Source organism: Pseudomonas bananamidigenes (assembly GCF_001679645.1).
GTDB lineage: Bacteria > Pseudomonadota > Gammaproteobacteria > Pseudomonadales > Pseudomonadaceae > Aquipseudomonas > Aquipseudomonas bananamidigenes.
This window is the reverse complement of the sequence record NZ_LRUN01000034.1, coordinates 1-13,481: the sequence shown is the minus strand read 5'-3', so window position 1 is coordinate 13,481 and position 13,481 is coordinate 1. Positions and strand designations below refer to the sequence as shown.

Annotated in this window: 14 protein-coding genes; 4 read left to right on the top strand and 10 right to left on the bottom strand. The window is 56.9% G+C overall.

Translation table 11 applies throughout. The annotated features are described in order from the left end of the window. Positions 1–90: 90 nt before the first annotated feature. Entirely contained in the window at positions 91–699 is a 609-nt protein-coding gene (locus BBF94_RS12285; RefSeq protein WP_065259292.1) for a TetR/AcrR family transcriptional regulator, read from the bottom strand. 215 nt (positions 700–914) lie between these two features. Here BBF94_RS12285 and BBF94_RS12280 point away from each other — a divergent pair, with 215 nt between their 5' ends. Further along, positions 915–1,967, top strand: a complete 1,053-nt coding sequence (locus tag BBF94_RS12280) for an MBL fold metallo-hydrolase (protein WP_065259291.1) — start codon at positions 915–917, stop codon at positions 1,965–1,967. Positions 1,968–1,979: 12 nt separating this feature from the next. Here BBF94_RS12280 and BBF94_RS12275 read toward each other — a convergent pair whose 3' ends face one another. The 4 genes from BBF94_RS12275 to BBF94_RS12260 are packed head-to-tail and all read right to left on the bottom strand — an operon-like array spanning position 1,980 to position 3,877. Further along, the gene (locus tag BBF94_RS12275) at positions 1,980–2,300 is read right to left on the bottom strand and encodes a helix-turn-helix domain-containing protein (protein WP_065259290.1); all 321 of its coding nucleotides are present in this window, start codon (positions 2,298–2,300) and stop codon (positions 1,980–1,982) included. A gap of 2 nt (positions 2,301–2,302) precedes the next feature. Then, positions 2,303–2,656, bottom strand: a complete 354-nt coding sequence (locus tag BBF94_RS12270) for a type II toxin-antitoxin system RelE/ParE family toxin (protein ID WP_065259289.1) — start codon at positions 2,654–2,656, stop codon at positions 2,303–2,305. A 42-nt stretch (positions 2,657–2,698) separates the two neighbouring features. Next, the gene (locus tag BBF94_RS12265; RefSeq protein WP_065259288.1) at positions 2,699–3,016 is read right to left on the bottom strand and encodes a helix-turn-helix domain-containing protein; all 318 of its coding nucleotides are present in this window, start codon (positions 3,014–3,016) and stop codon (positions 2,699–2,701) included. Positions 3,017–3,076: 60 nt separating this feature from the next. Then, on the bottom strand, positions 3,077–3,877 hold the full coding sequence (locus tag BBF94_RS12260; protein WP_065259287.1) for an AraC family transcriptional regulator: 801 nt from the start codon (positions 3,875–3,877) through the stop codon (positions 3,077–3,079). A 111-nt stretch (positions 3,878–3,988) separates the two neighbouring features. On the opposite strand from BBF94_RS12260, the gene BBF94_RS12255 reads away from it, so the two are divergent. Both BBF94_RS12255 and BBF94_RS12250 read left to right on the top strand, forming a co-directional pair. Next, positions 3,989–4,804 carry a sulfite exporter TauE/SafE family protein gene (locus tag BBF94_RS12255; RefSeq protein WP_065259286.1) on the top strand — a complete coding sequence of 272 codons (816 nt, stop codon included), beginning with the start codon at positions 3,989–3,991 and terminating at the stop codon, positions 4,802–4,804. Then, positions 4,792–6,048 carry a hypothetical protein gene (locus BBF94_RS12250; RefSeq protein WP_225875050.1) on the top strand — a complete coding sequence of 419 codons (1,257 nt, stop codon included), beginning with the start codon at positions 4,792–4,794 and terminating at the stop codon, positions 6,046–6,048. The genes BBF94_RS12255 and BBF94_RS12250 overlap by 13 nt, the downstream gene beginning before the upstream one ends. Positions 6,049–6,051: 3 nt before the next feature. Here the strand turns inward: BBF94_RS12250 and BBF94_RS12245 are convergent, their stop codons facing one another. The 5 genes from BBF94_RS12245 to BBF94_RS12225 form a co-directional block, all read right to left on the bottom strand. After that, complete coding sequence (locus tag BBF94_RS12245; protein ID WP_065259284.1) at positions 6,052–7,038, bottom strand: hypothetical protein; 987 nt, start codon at positions 7,036–7,038, stop codon at positions 6,052–6,054. A gap of 168 nt (positions 7,039–7,206) precedes the next feature. After that, positions 7,207–7,920, bottom strand: a complete 714-nt coding sequence (locus tag BBF94_RS12240) for an HNH endonuclease (RefSeq protein ID WP_065259283.1) — start codon at positions 7,918–7,920, stop codon at positions 7,207–7,209. A gap of 114 nt (positions 7,921–8,034) precedes the next feature. Continuing rightward, positions 8,035–8,565 (bottom strand): BRO-N domain-containing protein, encoded by a 531-nt coding sequence (locus BBF94_RS12235; protein ID WP_065259344.1) that lies wholly within the window; start codon positions 8,563–8,565, stop codon positions 8,035–8,037. A gap of 346 nt (positions 8,566–8,911) precedes the next feature. Further along, positions 8,912–10,162, bottom strand: coding sequence for a ribonucleotide-diphosphate reductase subunit beta (locus tag BBF94_RS12230; RefSeq protein WP_065259282.1), 1,251 nt, complete (start codon positions 10,160–10,162; stop codon positions 8,912–8,914). 543 nt (positions 10,163–10,705) lie between these two features. Beyond that, positions 10,706–10,966 carry a DUF2790 domain-containing protein gene (locus BBF94_RS12225; protein ID WP_007951066.1) on the bottom strand — a complete coding sequence of 87 codons (261 nt, stop codon included), beginning with the start codon at positions 10,964–10,966 and terminating at the stop codon, positions 10,706–10,708. Positions 10,967–11,359: 393 nt separating this feature from the next. Between BBF94_RS12225 and acs the strand changes: the two genes are divergently transcribed. Further along, positions 11,360–13,315 (top strand): acetate--CoA ligase, encoded by a 1,956-nt coding sequence (acs, locus tag BBF94_RS12220; RefSeq protein ID WP_065259281.1) that lies wholly within the window; start codon positions 11,360–11,362, stop codon positions 13,313–13,315. The last annotated feature ends 166 nt before the right edge of the window (positions 13,316–13,481 follow it).

The following is a 13,481-nucleotide window of genomic DNA, read 5'->3' as shown; positions in this document are numbered from 1 at the left end:
ACCGTTCATCGGTCAATGACAGACATTGTCATTTATTCCAGCGGGAAAATTCAGTGTCCTTGTGAGCCAATTACGCGGCGCAGACCTGTTCTAGAGCTGGTAGCAGGCCAGGAACATGTCCAGCGCGGAATCGACCACGGCGTTTTGCGTGGCACTGTCGAGAGAGGGCTGGCCCATGGAAATCTGCGGCCAGAACGCGAAGGTTTTGAGCAGGCCTTGTATCTGATGCGCGGCAAACTCCGGGTCGACCGGTCTCAACCGGCCATCCGCCTGGGCGGCGCGAATCCACACGGTCACGCTTTCCTCGCGTTCACTCATGCGCGTCACCATGTTCTGGGCGCGCTCGGGCGAGTGGATCGTGGCGGCGATGGCGACCCGGGCCAGATCCATGAAATTGTCGTCCGCCATCATCTGCAGTTTGGCCAGCAGCATCGTTCGCAATTGATCACGCAAGGGCTGATCGTGTTGATATGACACGGCTTGCTCGGTGCTGATCCGTGCCCATAACTGGTTGAGAATTTCGGCGAACAGCTCTTCCTTGCTCGGAAAATGGTTGTACACCGTGCGCTTCGACACACCGGCGCTGGCCGCGATTTTGTCCATGCTGGTGACCTCGAAGCCATTGGCTCGAAATTCGGAAATGGCCGCCAGGATAATGGCTTCGCGTTTACGGTCGGTGAGGCGCGTTGGAGCTGTCATAAATTCGATTCGGCAGGAATGTGGAGGAAATTACACTCGGCAGTTTACTTGTCATCCGGATTCATGCAACCTAGAAAGTACACCGGTCAGTGTAATGTTGCGTTAATCGGTGCCACCTAAAACCAGATGTCCGGCTGATGCGTGCGTGCCTTGGCCATTTATCGTCCCACCTTGGAAAACCGTGAATTGTGCGGTTTTTCTGGAGTCATTCAGTCATGGCCAAATCAATTTCCTCCGCGGTCAGTCCTGTACCTGAAGCTTCGCGCCAGGCCGAAGGGACATTCCGCAACCACGCGCCGGTGCAGCGCGAAGGTGTGCGCAAAATGCTGCGGATCATGTGGAACATGATCTTCCACAAACCGCACAACACCCGTCCGGCGTCGGCCATTCCTGTGCAGTCGCTGACCCGTGCCGACCTGATTGCCGCGCCGAACCACAGCGTATACCGCCTCGGCCACTCGACCTTGCTGCTGAAGCTGCAAGACAAATTCTGGATCACCGACCCGGTCTTCGCCGAGCGCGCCTCGCCCGTGCAATGGGCCGGCCCGAAACGCTTCCACCAGCCACCGATCAGCATCGACGAGTTGCCGCCGATCGAAGCCGTGATCCTTTCGCACAACCACTACGACCACCTCGACTATGCGGCGGTGCTGAAACTCGCGGACAAGGTCAACCTGTTTCTCACCCCGCTGGGCGTCGGTGACACGCTGATCAAATGGGGCATCGATGCCGACAAGGTCCGCCAGTTCGACTGGTGGCAAGGCACCGAAGTGGCCGGCATCCGCTTCATCGCCACTCCGTCGCAGCACTTCTCCGGCCGTGGCCTGTTCGATGGCAACCAGACACTGTGGGCTTCCTGGGTGATCATCGACGGTGACACACGGATTTTCTTCAGCGGCGACAGCGGCTACTTCGACGGCTTCAAACGCATCGGCGAACAGTTCGGCCCGTTCGACCTGACCCTGATGGAAACCGGCGCCTACAACGTCGAATGGCCCCACGTGCACATGCAACCGGAAGAAACCCTGCAGGCCCATATCGACCTCAAGGGCCGTTGGCTGTTTCCGATCCACAACGGTACGTTCGATCTGGCGATGCATGCGTGGCATGAACCGTTTGACCGCATCCTTGCTTTGGCCTGGGAGCGCAGTGTTTCCATCACGACGCCGAAAATGGGTGAGGCGTTCAACCTGGCACAACCGCAACGCGGGAATGCGTGGTGGCTGGCGGTTGAAGGGGAGAGTGAGGCGGTGGTGCAAGGGGCGTAGTAGGGTTTCGCGTTATGCGAACACCACCTCAATTCGGCCCTCTTTGCGAGAGCGGGGGGCCGGTTTGACCACAATCTGCACATCTCGGCCGAGGTGGGAAAGGCATTCCATCATCTTGGCCTCACTGATGCCGCGGAATTTTCCTCTCAGCATTTCGGACAGCTTGGGTTGTGATAACCCCAGGATTTCAGAAGCTTGAGATTGAGTGAGATGACGCGCTTTGATGATTTCGCCGATCTTTGCGGCTAGCTGTGACTTGACCTGCATTTCACTGGCATTTGGTAAGCCAAGGTCTTGATAGACGTTTCCGCTGCCTTCTTCGATTTCATTCATTTCTATGTTCCTTTCGCGTGGTCCTGAGCGGCTTGAAGTCTCTTTCGGATCAGGTCGATATCGCATTGCGCGGTTTTGATACCTGCGGTCGACTTTTTCTGAAAACAATGCAGGACGTAAATCGCATTGCCAAAACGGACTGTGTAAACGGCGCGGTAGGTATTCGTATCAAAGTCCTCAATCAACTCAAGGACACCCGCGCCTCCAAACCCCTTCAGAGGTTTTGCATCTGGATGCCTGAGACCACTTTGGGCCAGGTCCAGTGCGTAACCAAAAACATCCTGTACATCTGTGGGCATCTGCTTGAGATCTTTCTTGCTACTGCTAACCCACAGGAGTGGCTTCCTTGTACTCATGCGAAAAATATACCTATATTGGAATAATCACAATCAATCCTTTCAGTCAGCCATCGCGTAATCTCCATGACCCGCTGATTCCGGCATAGCACCTCTGACATTCCCCCCACGCCCCGGCGCAAACCCCGGAAAAAACACCAGCCCCTGCGCCTCGAACCGGTACGTCAACGCCAGCCGCGCCGAGTCCGCCACGTCCTGCTGCGCCTCGAACCGCTGGATGTCGTCTACCGAAACCCCTGTCTCCCGCGACAGTTGTTCCACACTCCAGCCCAACATCCCTCGGGCCTGGACGCAGTGGGTCGGGGTGAACTGGAAAAGGGCGATACGTTCGAGGATGAGGTTCATCGCTGAAGAGGCCATGGTGTGCTCCGGGCTCGAGGGTGCTGATGGAAAATGTACTGTGTTTTTGTACAGTTGTTTTCAGCCGGGATCAAACGCATTTTTTGATTTTCCCCGCTTCGACGCTTCCAACCAGACGGACGGTGCCTGACCGAGGATCCGACGGAACATCGTCGAGAACGCTGCCGGGCTGTCATAGCCGAAGTCCAGAGCTATCCGCGTCACCGCTTCACCGGCCGCCAGCCGTGCCAGCGCCAGCACCACACAGGCGCGCTGGCGCCATTGACTGAAACTCAGGCCGGTCTGCTGGCGAAACAGTCTGTTGAAGGTGCGCAAGCTTATGTGCAATTGATCGGCCCATTGCTGGGGGGATTGGTGGACATTCGGCTGATGCAGAAAGGTCTGACACAGATCGAGCAGTCTTCCGTCAGACGGCAGCGGGATATGTAAGGGAAGTGGTGCGCTGCGCACCAATTCATGCAGCAACAAATCGATCAGCACACCGTCACGTCCGGCAAGGTCATAGGTCAGCGGCAGCTCCACGGCTTCCATCAGCAAGTGCCGCATCAACGGCGACACACTGATCACCTGACAGCACTCGCCCAGATCCACCGCACCCGGTTCGATATACACACTGCGAGTGCTGACCCCCAGCATCAACACCTCATGCGCCACTCCCGGCGGGATCCACACCGCCCGCTGCGGCGGCACCACCCAGTTGCCGTCATGGGTGCTGACCTGCATCACCCCGGTCGCGCCGTACAACAATTGCGCCCGCCGATGCGTATGACGTGGCAACAGATAGCCGTAGGAATAATCCGTACCGATCGCCACCACCGTGCGCGGTGTGTCATCCAGCAAATTGATCGAAACATTGCGCATGAGCGGCTCCGGCGATTGGCGTAAACGCAAACATTATTGGCGGACTTGCTGAAGCGGGCCAAGCGCTGCGGCTCTATCGTCGACCGGCTTCCAAACAATGGACGACGCACCATGTTCTACCTACTGCTGACACTCTTCGGCTGCCTGACCGGCGTCACCGCCGTACTCTTCGGATTCGGCGGCGGCTTCGTCGTCGTACCGCTGCTGTACCGCATGCTCACCGCCAGCCACGGCGCCGACGACCCGATCAGCCAATCCGCCATGCACATCGCCGTCGCCACCTCGACCTGCGTGATGATCGTCAACGCCCTGGTCGCCACCGACAAACACCGCCGCGCCGGCAACCTGATCCGGGATTACCTATGGCCCTTGGGCGGGTTCATTGGGTTGGGCGCGGTCGTCGGTGCAATCGCCGCGGTGTGGGTCAGCGGCGAAGTCATTCGCTATGCCTTCATCGCCTACCTCGGCGTGACGATTGTCGACTGTCTGCTGCGAAAGGGATTTCTTACGCAGTCCGAAGGTGTCATCCCTCGGCGATTGGGAACACTGGAAACGTCCGGCAGTGGTGTAGGCATTGGCGCCATCGCGACCTTCCTCGGCGTAGGAGGAAGCGTCATGACCGTGCCATTGCTGCGCCGTTGCGGGTTGAGCATGTCTCAGGCGACTTCCATGGCCAATCCATTGAGCGTACCGGTGGCACTGGCGGGCACGCTGACCTACATGCTGATGGCGCGGTTCAGCGAGACAGAGCTCGGGCCATGGTTTATCGGATATGTGGATCTGCTGGCATTTGCAGTGCTGACGCTGGGCTCGATGCTGGGAATTCGACTGGCCACGCCGTGGATCGGGCGGATACCGGATCGGGTGCATGCTTGGGTGTATATCGGGTTGCTGGTGATTGTGATGTTCAGCATGTGCGCGAGTTGATCCGGACGAAGCTCGATTCCCCGTCACAACATCGACATAATCTGCGGTCACTTTTTGCGGCACTTGTCCGCTTGCTCAAGGAAGAATTGATGTTTCACGGATTGTTGCGCCTTTCCGGCATTTTGGTACTCGCCGTTTTCTTCCATCCCTTGGCATGGGCGGAAAACGCTACGCAGGTCTACACAGGAACGTTGGGCAAGACGGCGATCGTTCTGGAGATGAATACCCGAACGGGAGAGGGGCGTTACTTTTACCAGAAGTACCGCAAGGATCTGGAGCTCGAAGGTTCCAGGGATGGGGACACGCTCGAACTCAGCGAAGGTTCGATGATGGACGGGGACTCCCGTCCAACGCTTCGTTTACACGCGATCGGGAGCAATTGGTCCGGTGAGTGGAGTAATCCAGCGGGGAAAACCCTCAAGGTTGAATTGCAGCCCGCAATGATTCCGCAAGCCCCCGCCGACTCATTGCCCTATATCGTCAGCCTGCGTGAGAAGGCCCCTTATGAGTATTTACGGCTGCAAGGAATGAAACTGCAAAAGGGCAAAACCGAAACTTTCATGGGCTACACACTGCAATGGTGGAGCGAGCCCAAATCACAAGCTTCGCTTTTTGAAGTGGTGTCCGGTTATTCCCCGCAAGTGCTTCAACGCATCAACCAACAATTGATGGGCCGATTGTGGGGAGAGGTGATGGCGTATTTCAGTTGCTCGGGTGATTACTCTCAATCCAGCCAACCTCTGTGGATGACGCCATCGGTAATGAGTGTGCGGATTTCAACGGATTATTACTGTGGCGGCGCCTACCCGGACCAAAGCAATGACGCGCTCAACTTCGATGCCACAACCGGTCAGACACTGACGCTCGAGGACGTCTTGTGGGTAGGGCAAGGTCAGCCGCTGCACTATGAACAACACGATGATTTCAATGCGGGGGCTCCCGGTTCTTTTGATGCCTGGTCGAAATACCGGACTACAGAGTTGGCACCCTGGCTGGTCGCACAGTTGCTGAAACTGTATCCCCGGCAAATGACAGTCACGGCAGAGGGCGATAACGACTGTCACTACGACGAGAACGATCCTTGGCAATTCCCGGGGTGGTACTTCATGGAGCAGGGCATCAAATTTGATTCGTCGTATCCGCATGTCGCGGCCGTGTGCGGATTCGTCGACTGGAGTGTTCTGCCGTACTCAGTCATCAAACAACACCCCGGCGCCGTCAAACTGCAACTGCCCCAGGGCTGACTCTCACGCCAGACCCGGCGCTTCACGAATGATGAAGTGATCCAGGTTCTCGATATTGGCATTGAAGACCTCGAAAGGCTTTTCGGGGTTCTTCTTGCCCGGCACCTGTTTCAACTCCGGCGTCACGCCATAAAAGAAGCAGAACAACGCCTTGTCGCTGTCGATCGCGTGCTTGATCTCTTCCAGAAACGCCTTGCGCTTGCGGTAGTTGTCGATCAGCTTTTTGTTGAGATAGACACTGACCGGATAAGGTTTTTTCTTGCTGTCATCCGGCTTCTTGAACCAGACCTTGTCCTCGAAATCGATCCGGAAACTGGCGCTGTGGAAGTCCTCGATTTTCTTGATCCGGCCCCAGTAAATCAGCCCCTTGTTGTCCGTCAGGTACTCGATTTTCTTGAAGAACGAACTGTACGGCGCCGTATGCTCGCCAATCTTCAACGGCATGCGCTTGAGCAAGTCCTTGTCCGCGAAGTTCGATACAAAACACTCCACGGGGTGAGCGAAGACACTGGTCTTGTCCGGCGCCGTCTCCCGACTCGACGACTCTTTTGAGGCGGTAGTCGCCACCCGCACCGGATCATCCCGCAACACATCCGCCGCCCCCGCTGGCGCAGCAGGCTTGCGCACATACTCACGGCGCGTCAGCAACAACTCCGACGGGAAATGCTCCTCCCGACCGTCATCCGCTTCCCCATCCGCCGCCTCAACCCCCGACGCCGACGTCTTCACGCTCACATATGGACAACCCGCCACATGCTGCGTACCGGGCAGATTCTTGAAATGCGGCGTGCGCACGTAATTCACGTTCTTGGCGTTGAACGTCCCCAACTCGTTGGACGCATCGAACGCCGCACGACAGGCATCGTTGGGGCACTGGAAATGCTCCTCCGCAGAATCGAACGCCACCGTCTCATCGAAATTGAGATCGCGAACGTCATAGATCGACAACTTGTCGTCGAGGCTGAGGCAGTAGGCGAGGTCGAATTTCATGGTGGGGCTCGGGTCCTTGAGTGGGGGAGGGGTATTAATAGCGGGTGGTGGGGTGGGTTGCACTGATTGTTTTCGGGATGATGCAAATTCTGTGTGAGTGAGCCTGCTCCCGCTGGGCTGAGGAACAGCCCAGAAATCAGCAAACGCGATTTGTCAGATAAACCGCGATTATTCCCTTTCGAGTCTTCCGACGTTGTCATACAGCCAAGCAGTGAAAGCCTCTCTGTCGTCCGAATGGTGGCAACGTTGGTGACAGTTGGGACACAGCGCCACGACATTCGAAGGCTGGTCCGATCCTTCTTGCGACATATGCTTTACGTGATGAACTTCAAGAAACGGTTTTCCATTTTTCTTAAATGGTGCTTCTTCGCCACAGCCTTCGCACTTCCCATTGGCTTCCTGGCGAACCCAGCCCCTCAATTCGGGATCACGAAAGTAAACCTTTCTAGTGGACGTCGTTTGGAGAGGTGTCTTAATCCCTTTGGGGACGTAATCAAATTGTGTTCGCTCAAATTTGTCTGCGCGTTGTTCCAGTAACGCTTCGTCAGCAGTTGGATTGGAGTCTTCAAACGTCAGAACAATGGATGCATCAAGTGCCTTACGGATGCTACGCGCTACATTCGCACCAACATTCTTGGCAGGTTTGTAGCCTTCAATACGCTCTCGACCCAGCTCTGCTAACACGGTAGAAATGTTCTGCATCCGAAATTCGACAGAACCCTTCGTCCGACCGGCGAGTGGGCCTTCACGCAGAATGCGATTTTCCTCAGTTTTGACGAATTTCTGGCCGCTCTGCTCGCGTGCCAGCATTTTGAGGTAGGCATCGACCGCTGCCTGAATCTCTACGTCACTCCAATCGCTATTACTTTTTTCCGTGTCCATACAATCGCCGAGGGTTGAAAACCCTCGGACGATACTGAGTGGCCATCACCTATGTCTACGAAAATTCCTGCATAAAATAACGACGGATCTCGCAAAGTCCTACAACCGCCATTACTAGCCCATGGAATGTCCCGAAGACTGAAACACCTGGGCAACCTTTCGCCACCAGGGCTTCCCCGGTCTCTGCCGATGCGTCTGATCACTCAGCAGATAAGGCATATCCCGTAGCCGAATCCATCCTTCATCCTGCCAATGCAGCAAACTCAACGACATCTCCGGCCAATCCAACAAACTCAACGTCGGTCGTTCTGAATCTCCCAAGTGTTCTGCGTCGCGTAGGGCCGGCACAACTTGCTGAGTCAACCACTCTCGCAACAACCGGTTCCCCGGAACGTAGTGGTACACCAGCAGCGCATACACACCTGACTCGCTGAGCATCAGTTGCTTTTCAGGTTGCCGAAAATACTCAATCCACAAATCGCGACGTTGATCCTTATCTAGTTTGTTGACCATGCGTTCGCACAGATGGAAACCCATCAAGCGGCCGACATCGCGAGCACAGAACCACGGTTGGTTTTCGAGCAGAAGGGCGTGTAGTGCGAGGTTGTGACGAGTGAAGACTGTTACAGAAAAAGGATTGGGCATATCCATTACCTCTACGTTTAGATTTTTGGAGGGCCTGACCCCAACGTAGAGTGGACTTAAGAAATTCCAACGAGCGAGGCAGCTCCACCGACGGCGTACGCGTCTGTGTGACTGACCAAGCTTTTTACGTTGGGTGTTTCTTAGGCACCTGCAATTGAGCTTAGAGGTGCCTGCATTTGGCTTCAATGCGAAGCAGCTGTAAGTGCTGTAGGAGATTGAGCGCTGTAACGTAGGTACGGAAAAGTACAAACAGCCGCCCATAAAAAGCCCCGATAAAATCGGGGCTTTTTGCTTTCTCAATTCGACGACTCAAGCAGCAATCGTCAAACCATGGCGAGCGAGACGATTAATCCCAGCTCAGAGCACCACCAGTCTGGTATTCGATCACTCTCGTCTCAAAGAAATTCTTCTCTTTCTTCAAGTCCATGATTTCGCTCATCCAAGGGAACGGGTTGGTCGTACCTGGATATTCTTCTTTGAGGCCGATCTGCGACAGACGACGGTTGGCGATGAACTTCAGGTAGTCCTCCATCATCGCGGCGTTCATGCCCAATACGCCGCGAGGCATGGTGTCGCGGGCGTATTCGATTTCCAGTTGGGTACCTTGCAGGATCATTTGCGAGGCTTCTTCCTTCATTTCCGCGTCCCACAGGTGCGGGTTTTCGATTTTGATCTGGTTGATCACGTCGATGCCGAAGTTCAGGTGCATGGATTCGTCGCGCAGGATGTACTGGAACTGCTCGGCGACGCCGGTCATTTTGTTGCGGCGGCCCATGGAGAGGATCTGGGTGAAGCCGCAGTAGAAGAAGATGCCTTCCAGTACGCAGTAGTAGGCGATCAGGTTGCGCAGCAGTTCCTTGTCGGTTTCGACGGTGCCGGTGTTGAATTCCGGGTCGGAGATGGCGCGGGTGTATTTCAGGCCCCAGGCGGCTTTTTTCGCGACCGACGGGATCTCGTGGTACATGTTGAAGATCTCGCCTTCATCCATGCCCAGCGATTCGATGCAGTACTGGTAGGCGTGGGTGTGGATCGCTTCTTCGAAGGCCTGGCGCAGGATGTACTGGCGGCATTCCGGGTTGGTGATCAGGCGGTACACGGCCAGGGCCAGGTTGTTGGCCACCAGGGAGTCGGCGGTGGAGAAGAAGCCGAGGTTGCGCATCACGATGCGGCGCTCGTCGTCGGTCAGGCCTTCCGGGTTTTTCCAGAGGGCGATGTCGGCGGTCATGTTGACTTCTTGCGGCATCCAGTGGTTTGCGCAGCCGTCCAGGTATTTCTGCCAGGCCCAGTCGTACTTGAATGGCACGAGCTGGTTGAGGTCGGCGCGGCAGTTGATCATGCGCTTTTCGTCAACGGCGACACGGGCGGCGGAGCCTTCGAGTTCGGCGAGGCCTTCGGCGACGTCGAGCGAATCCAGTGCAGCCTTGGCGCGGGCAACGGCAGCCGAGTCGTTGGCGGTCACGGCGCGGGCTTCGAGGGCGGCGGCACCGCCGGCGCTGTCGAGGCGGTCCATGGTGGCTTCGGCGGCGCGGCCGGCGTTGGCGCCTTTCACTACTGCTTCTTCACTGTCTTCTTTGTCGAATTCGTCCCAGCTCAGCATGACGTGTCGTCTCCTGCGTGAGGGCCTGTGCCCGTGTGAAAACTGATGGGTTGGTTTTTCACACGGCCGTACAGGCCGCGTTGGATGTCGTTTTTTGCAGCGGTGCTACGCAGGCAATAAACAGAAAATTTTTTTCGGGTTTCCGAGAGCCTCTGACGGGCGCGAGTCAGCGTTGACGCTGCTGCGGGGCTTCAGAATGGCTTTGATCCCTGTAAGGGAATATTGCTGACCCGATGGGGCGGCATTATAGGGAAAAAAACACGGCTGTGCTGAGGCGAATCCGCGCATGGCGCGGTCGGGGAGGCTGGTTTTTCGACGAGAGCGAGGGTTTACAGGGCTTTGCCGGGGATAGAATTTTTTTCGAAAAAATCTCGCAATTGTGGATTTGCTCAAAAAACGAACAAAAAAACACCGTTTTCACTACATGTTGTGTTTTGCAAGAGCTTTTTGCAGCTCCAGACACAACTGAGCCCGACCGAAGCCGGGCTGGAATCGACCCTCGATGTTGCGCCGAGCGGTCCGATCCGGTGCAGTCTCAAACCATCAATTGGTGCAGCCGTTGCCCATGATGCTGTAACGCAGGATGTGGCGCTGGCCGGTGGAGTCGTCGTACTCCATTTTCATCGGTACCACTTCGCAGACATTCGGAACTTCGCTCATCGATACAACTTTGGCGATGTCCAGGTGAGTGGAGTAAGTGTATTCCTCGATGGCCGGTTGTTGCTGTGCGACATCAGTCGGGACCTCGTCTGCCATGGCGGTTGCGCACAGACTGCTGAGGGCCAGAACCAATAAAGCTTTCATTTGAAATTTACCTTCTTGAGGTCGAGTGGGGTCACGCAACCTTTTTGGGGTTGCGTGTGGAACTTCATCGTTTGGTTTGTTACTTCGGAGCTGGATTAACGGCCTTCGTGGGGGCTGTAACCTTGTTAATCACTTTGCCTTGTCGGCGAGGCAGATTTTAGGGAGGCGGGGTGGGGGTAAACAGATGCGGTTTTGATAAACACCTTTGGCAGATTTGGTAACAATCGCCGCCGAGCCACAGGAATCAAGGCTTGCGGGGTGCTCAAGGGGAAGCATCGGGATTATCGCCACGACCTGTAGGGGCTTGTTACTACCATCGTCGAATGGTTCTATACGGACGCCCCGGCTACAACAGGGTCATACAAAAACAACTATTACACCGAGGTAGGAAAGATGAGTGCGGCTTCTCTGTATCCCGTTCGTCCCGAGGTTCTGGCCAATACGCTGACCGACGAGGCGACCTACAAAGCCATGTACCAGCAGTCGGTCGTCAACCCTGACGGTTTCTGGCGCGAGCAAGCCAAGCGTCTCGACTGGATCAAGCCTTTCACCACGGTGAAACAGACTTCGTTCGACGATCACCATGTCGACATCAAGTGGTTTGCCGACGGCACCCTGAACGTTTCCTATAACTGCCTCGACCGTCATCTGGCCGAGCGTGGCGATCAGGTCGCCATCATCTGGGAAGGCGACGATCCTTCCGAAAGCCGCAACATCACCTACCGCGAACTGCACGAACAGGTCTGCAAGTTCGCCAACGCCCTGCGTGGCCAGGACGTGCACCGCGGTGACGTTGTCACTATCTATATGCCGATGATTCCCGAAGCCGTGGTCGCCATGCTGGCCTGTGCGCGGATCGGTGCGATTCACTCGGTAGTGTTCGGCGGCTTCTCGCCGGAAGCCCTGGCCGGTCGCATCATCGACTGCCGCTCGAAAGTGGTGATCACCGCTGACGAAGGCATCCGTGCCGGCAAGAAGATTTCCCTCAAGGCCAACGTCGACGACGCTCTGACCAACCCGGAAACCAGCAGCATCCAGAAAGTCATCGTGTGCAAGCGCACCGGCGGCGACATCAAGTGGAACCAGCATCGCGACATCTGGTACGAAGACCTGATGAAAGTGGCCGGTACCGTTTGCGCGCCGAAAGAGATGGGCGCCGAAGAAGCGCTGTTCATCCTTTATACCTCCGGCTCCACCGGCAAGCCGAAGGGCGTGCAGCACACCACTGGCGGTTACCTGTTGTACGCGGCCATGACCCATGAGCGCGTGTTCGACTACCGTCCGGGCGAAATCTACTGGTGCACCGCCGACGTCGGCTGGGTCACCGGTCACTCCTACATCGTCTACGGCCCGCTGGCCAACGGTGCGACCACGCTGTTGTTCGAAGGCGTGCCGAACTACCCGGACATCACCCGGGTGGCGAAGATCGTCGACAAGCACAAGGTCAATATTCTCTACACCGCGCCGACCGCGATCCGCGCGATGATGGCTTCCGGCACCGCTGCTGTCGAAGGCGCGGACGGCAGCAGCCTGCGTCTGCTCGGTTCGGTGGGCGAGCCGATCAACCCGGAAGCCTGGGACTGGTACTACAAGAACGTCGGCAAGTCCCGTTGCCCAATCGTCGATACCTGGTGGCAGACCGAAACCGGCGGCAACATGATGAGCCCGTTGCCGGGCGCTCATACCCTGAAGCCAGGTTCGGCCGCACGTCCGTTCTTCGGTGTGGTGCCGGCGCTGGTGGACAACCTCGGCAACATCATCGAGGGCGAGGCCGAAGGCAATCTGGTGATTCTCGATTCGTGGCCGGGTCAGGCGCGCACCCTGTACGGCGACCACGACCGTTTCGTCGACACCTACTTCAAGACCTTCCGTGGCATGTACTTCACCGGTGACGGCGCTCGTCGTGATGCCGACGGTTACTACTGGATCACTGGTCGCGTGGATGACGTGCTCAACGTCTCAGGCCACCGCATGGGTACTGCCGAGATCGAAAGCGCGATGGTCGCTCACCCGAAAGTCGCCGAAGCGGCGGTGGTCGGTGTGCCGCACGACATCAAGGGGCAGGGCATCTATGTCTACGTCACCTTGAAGAATGGCGAAGAGCCGAGCGAGCAACTGCGCCTGGAACTGAAAAACTGGGTGCGCAGGGAGATCGGCCCGATCGCTTCGCCGGACGTGATCCAGTGGGCGCCGGGGCTGCCGAAAACCCGTTCGGGCAAGATCATGCGCCGCATCCTGCGCAAGATCGCTACCGCCGAGTACGAAGGCCTGGGTGACATCTCGACGCTGGCCGACCCGAGTGTGGTGCAGCATCTGATCGACACGCACAAGACCATGAACGTCGCGTAAGCGAAGGGTCTGAAGGCTGAAAAGCCCCGCCCGGCATCGCGCCGGGCGGGGCTTTTTGTTTTCGATCACGCCACGTTGATCGTTCCCACGCTCTGCGCGGTAACGCCTTCTTGGATGCTCTGCGTCCGCTCTTGGGACGCGGAGCGTCCCGGGCTGCATTCCCACG

What these genes read in the sequence shown, in the direction of transcription:
- BBF94_RS12245 (WP_065259284.1), bottom strand. Translation starts at nt 7,038, where the DNA reads ATGAAATTCGACCTCGCCTACTGCCTCAGCCTCGACGACAAGTTGTCG.
- BBF94_RS12260 (WP_065259287.1), bottom strand. Translation starts at nt 3,877, where the DNA reads ATGCGCAATGTTTCGATCAATTTGCTGGATGACACACCGCGCACGGTG.
- BBF94_RS12235 (WP_065259344.1), bottom strand. Translation starts at nt 8,565, where the DNA reads ATGCCCAATCCTTTTTCTGTAACAGTCTTCACTCGTCACAACCTCGCA.
- BBF94_RS12280 (WP_065259291.1), top strand. Translation starts at nt 915, where the DNA reads ATGGCCAAATCAATTTCCTCCGCGGTCAGTCCTGTACCTGAAGCTTCG.
- BBF94_RS12255 (WP_065259286.1), top strand. Translation starts at nt 3,989, where the DNA reads ATGTTCTACCTACTGCTGACACTCTTCGGCTGCCTGACCGGCGTCACC.
- BBF94_RS12265 (WP_065259288.1), bottom strand. Translation starts at nt 3,016, where the DNA reads ATGGCCTCTTCAGCGATGAACCTCATCCTCGAACGTATCGCCCTTTTC.
- BBF94_RS12270 (WP_065259289.1), bottom strand. Translation starts at nt 2,656, where the DNA reads ATGAGTACAAGGAAGCCACTCCTGTGGGTTAGCAGTAGCAAGAAAGAT.
- BBF94_RS12225 (WP_007951066.1), bottom strand. Translation starts at nt 10,966, where the DNA reads ATGAAAGCTTTATTGGTTCTGGCCCTCAGCAGTCTGTGCGCAACCGCC.
- acs (WP_065259281.1), top strand. Translation starts at nt 11,360, where the DNA reads ATGAGTGCGGCTTCTCTGTATCCCGTTCGTCCCGAGGTTCTGGCCAAT.
- BBF94_RS12275 (WP_065259290.1), bottom strand. Translation starts at nt 2,300, where the DNA reads ATGAATGAAATCGAAGAAGGCAGCGGAAACGTCTATCAAGACCTTGGC.
- BBF94_RS12285 (WP_065259292.1), bottom strand. Translation starts at nt 699, where the DNA reads ATGACAGCTCCAACGCGCCTCACCGACCGTAAACGCGAAGCCATTATC.
- BBF94_RS12240 (WP_065259283.1), bottom strand. Translation starts at nt 7,920, where the DNA reads ATGGACACGGAAAAAAGTAATAGCGATTGGAGTGACGTAGAGATTCAG.
- BBF94_RS12230 (WP_065259282.1), bottom strand. Translation starts at nt 10,162, where the DNA reads ATGCTGAGCTGGGACGAATTCGACAAAGAAGACAGTGAAGAAGCAGTA.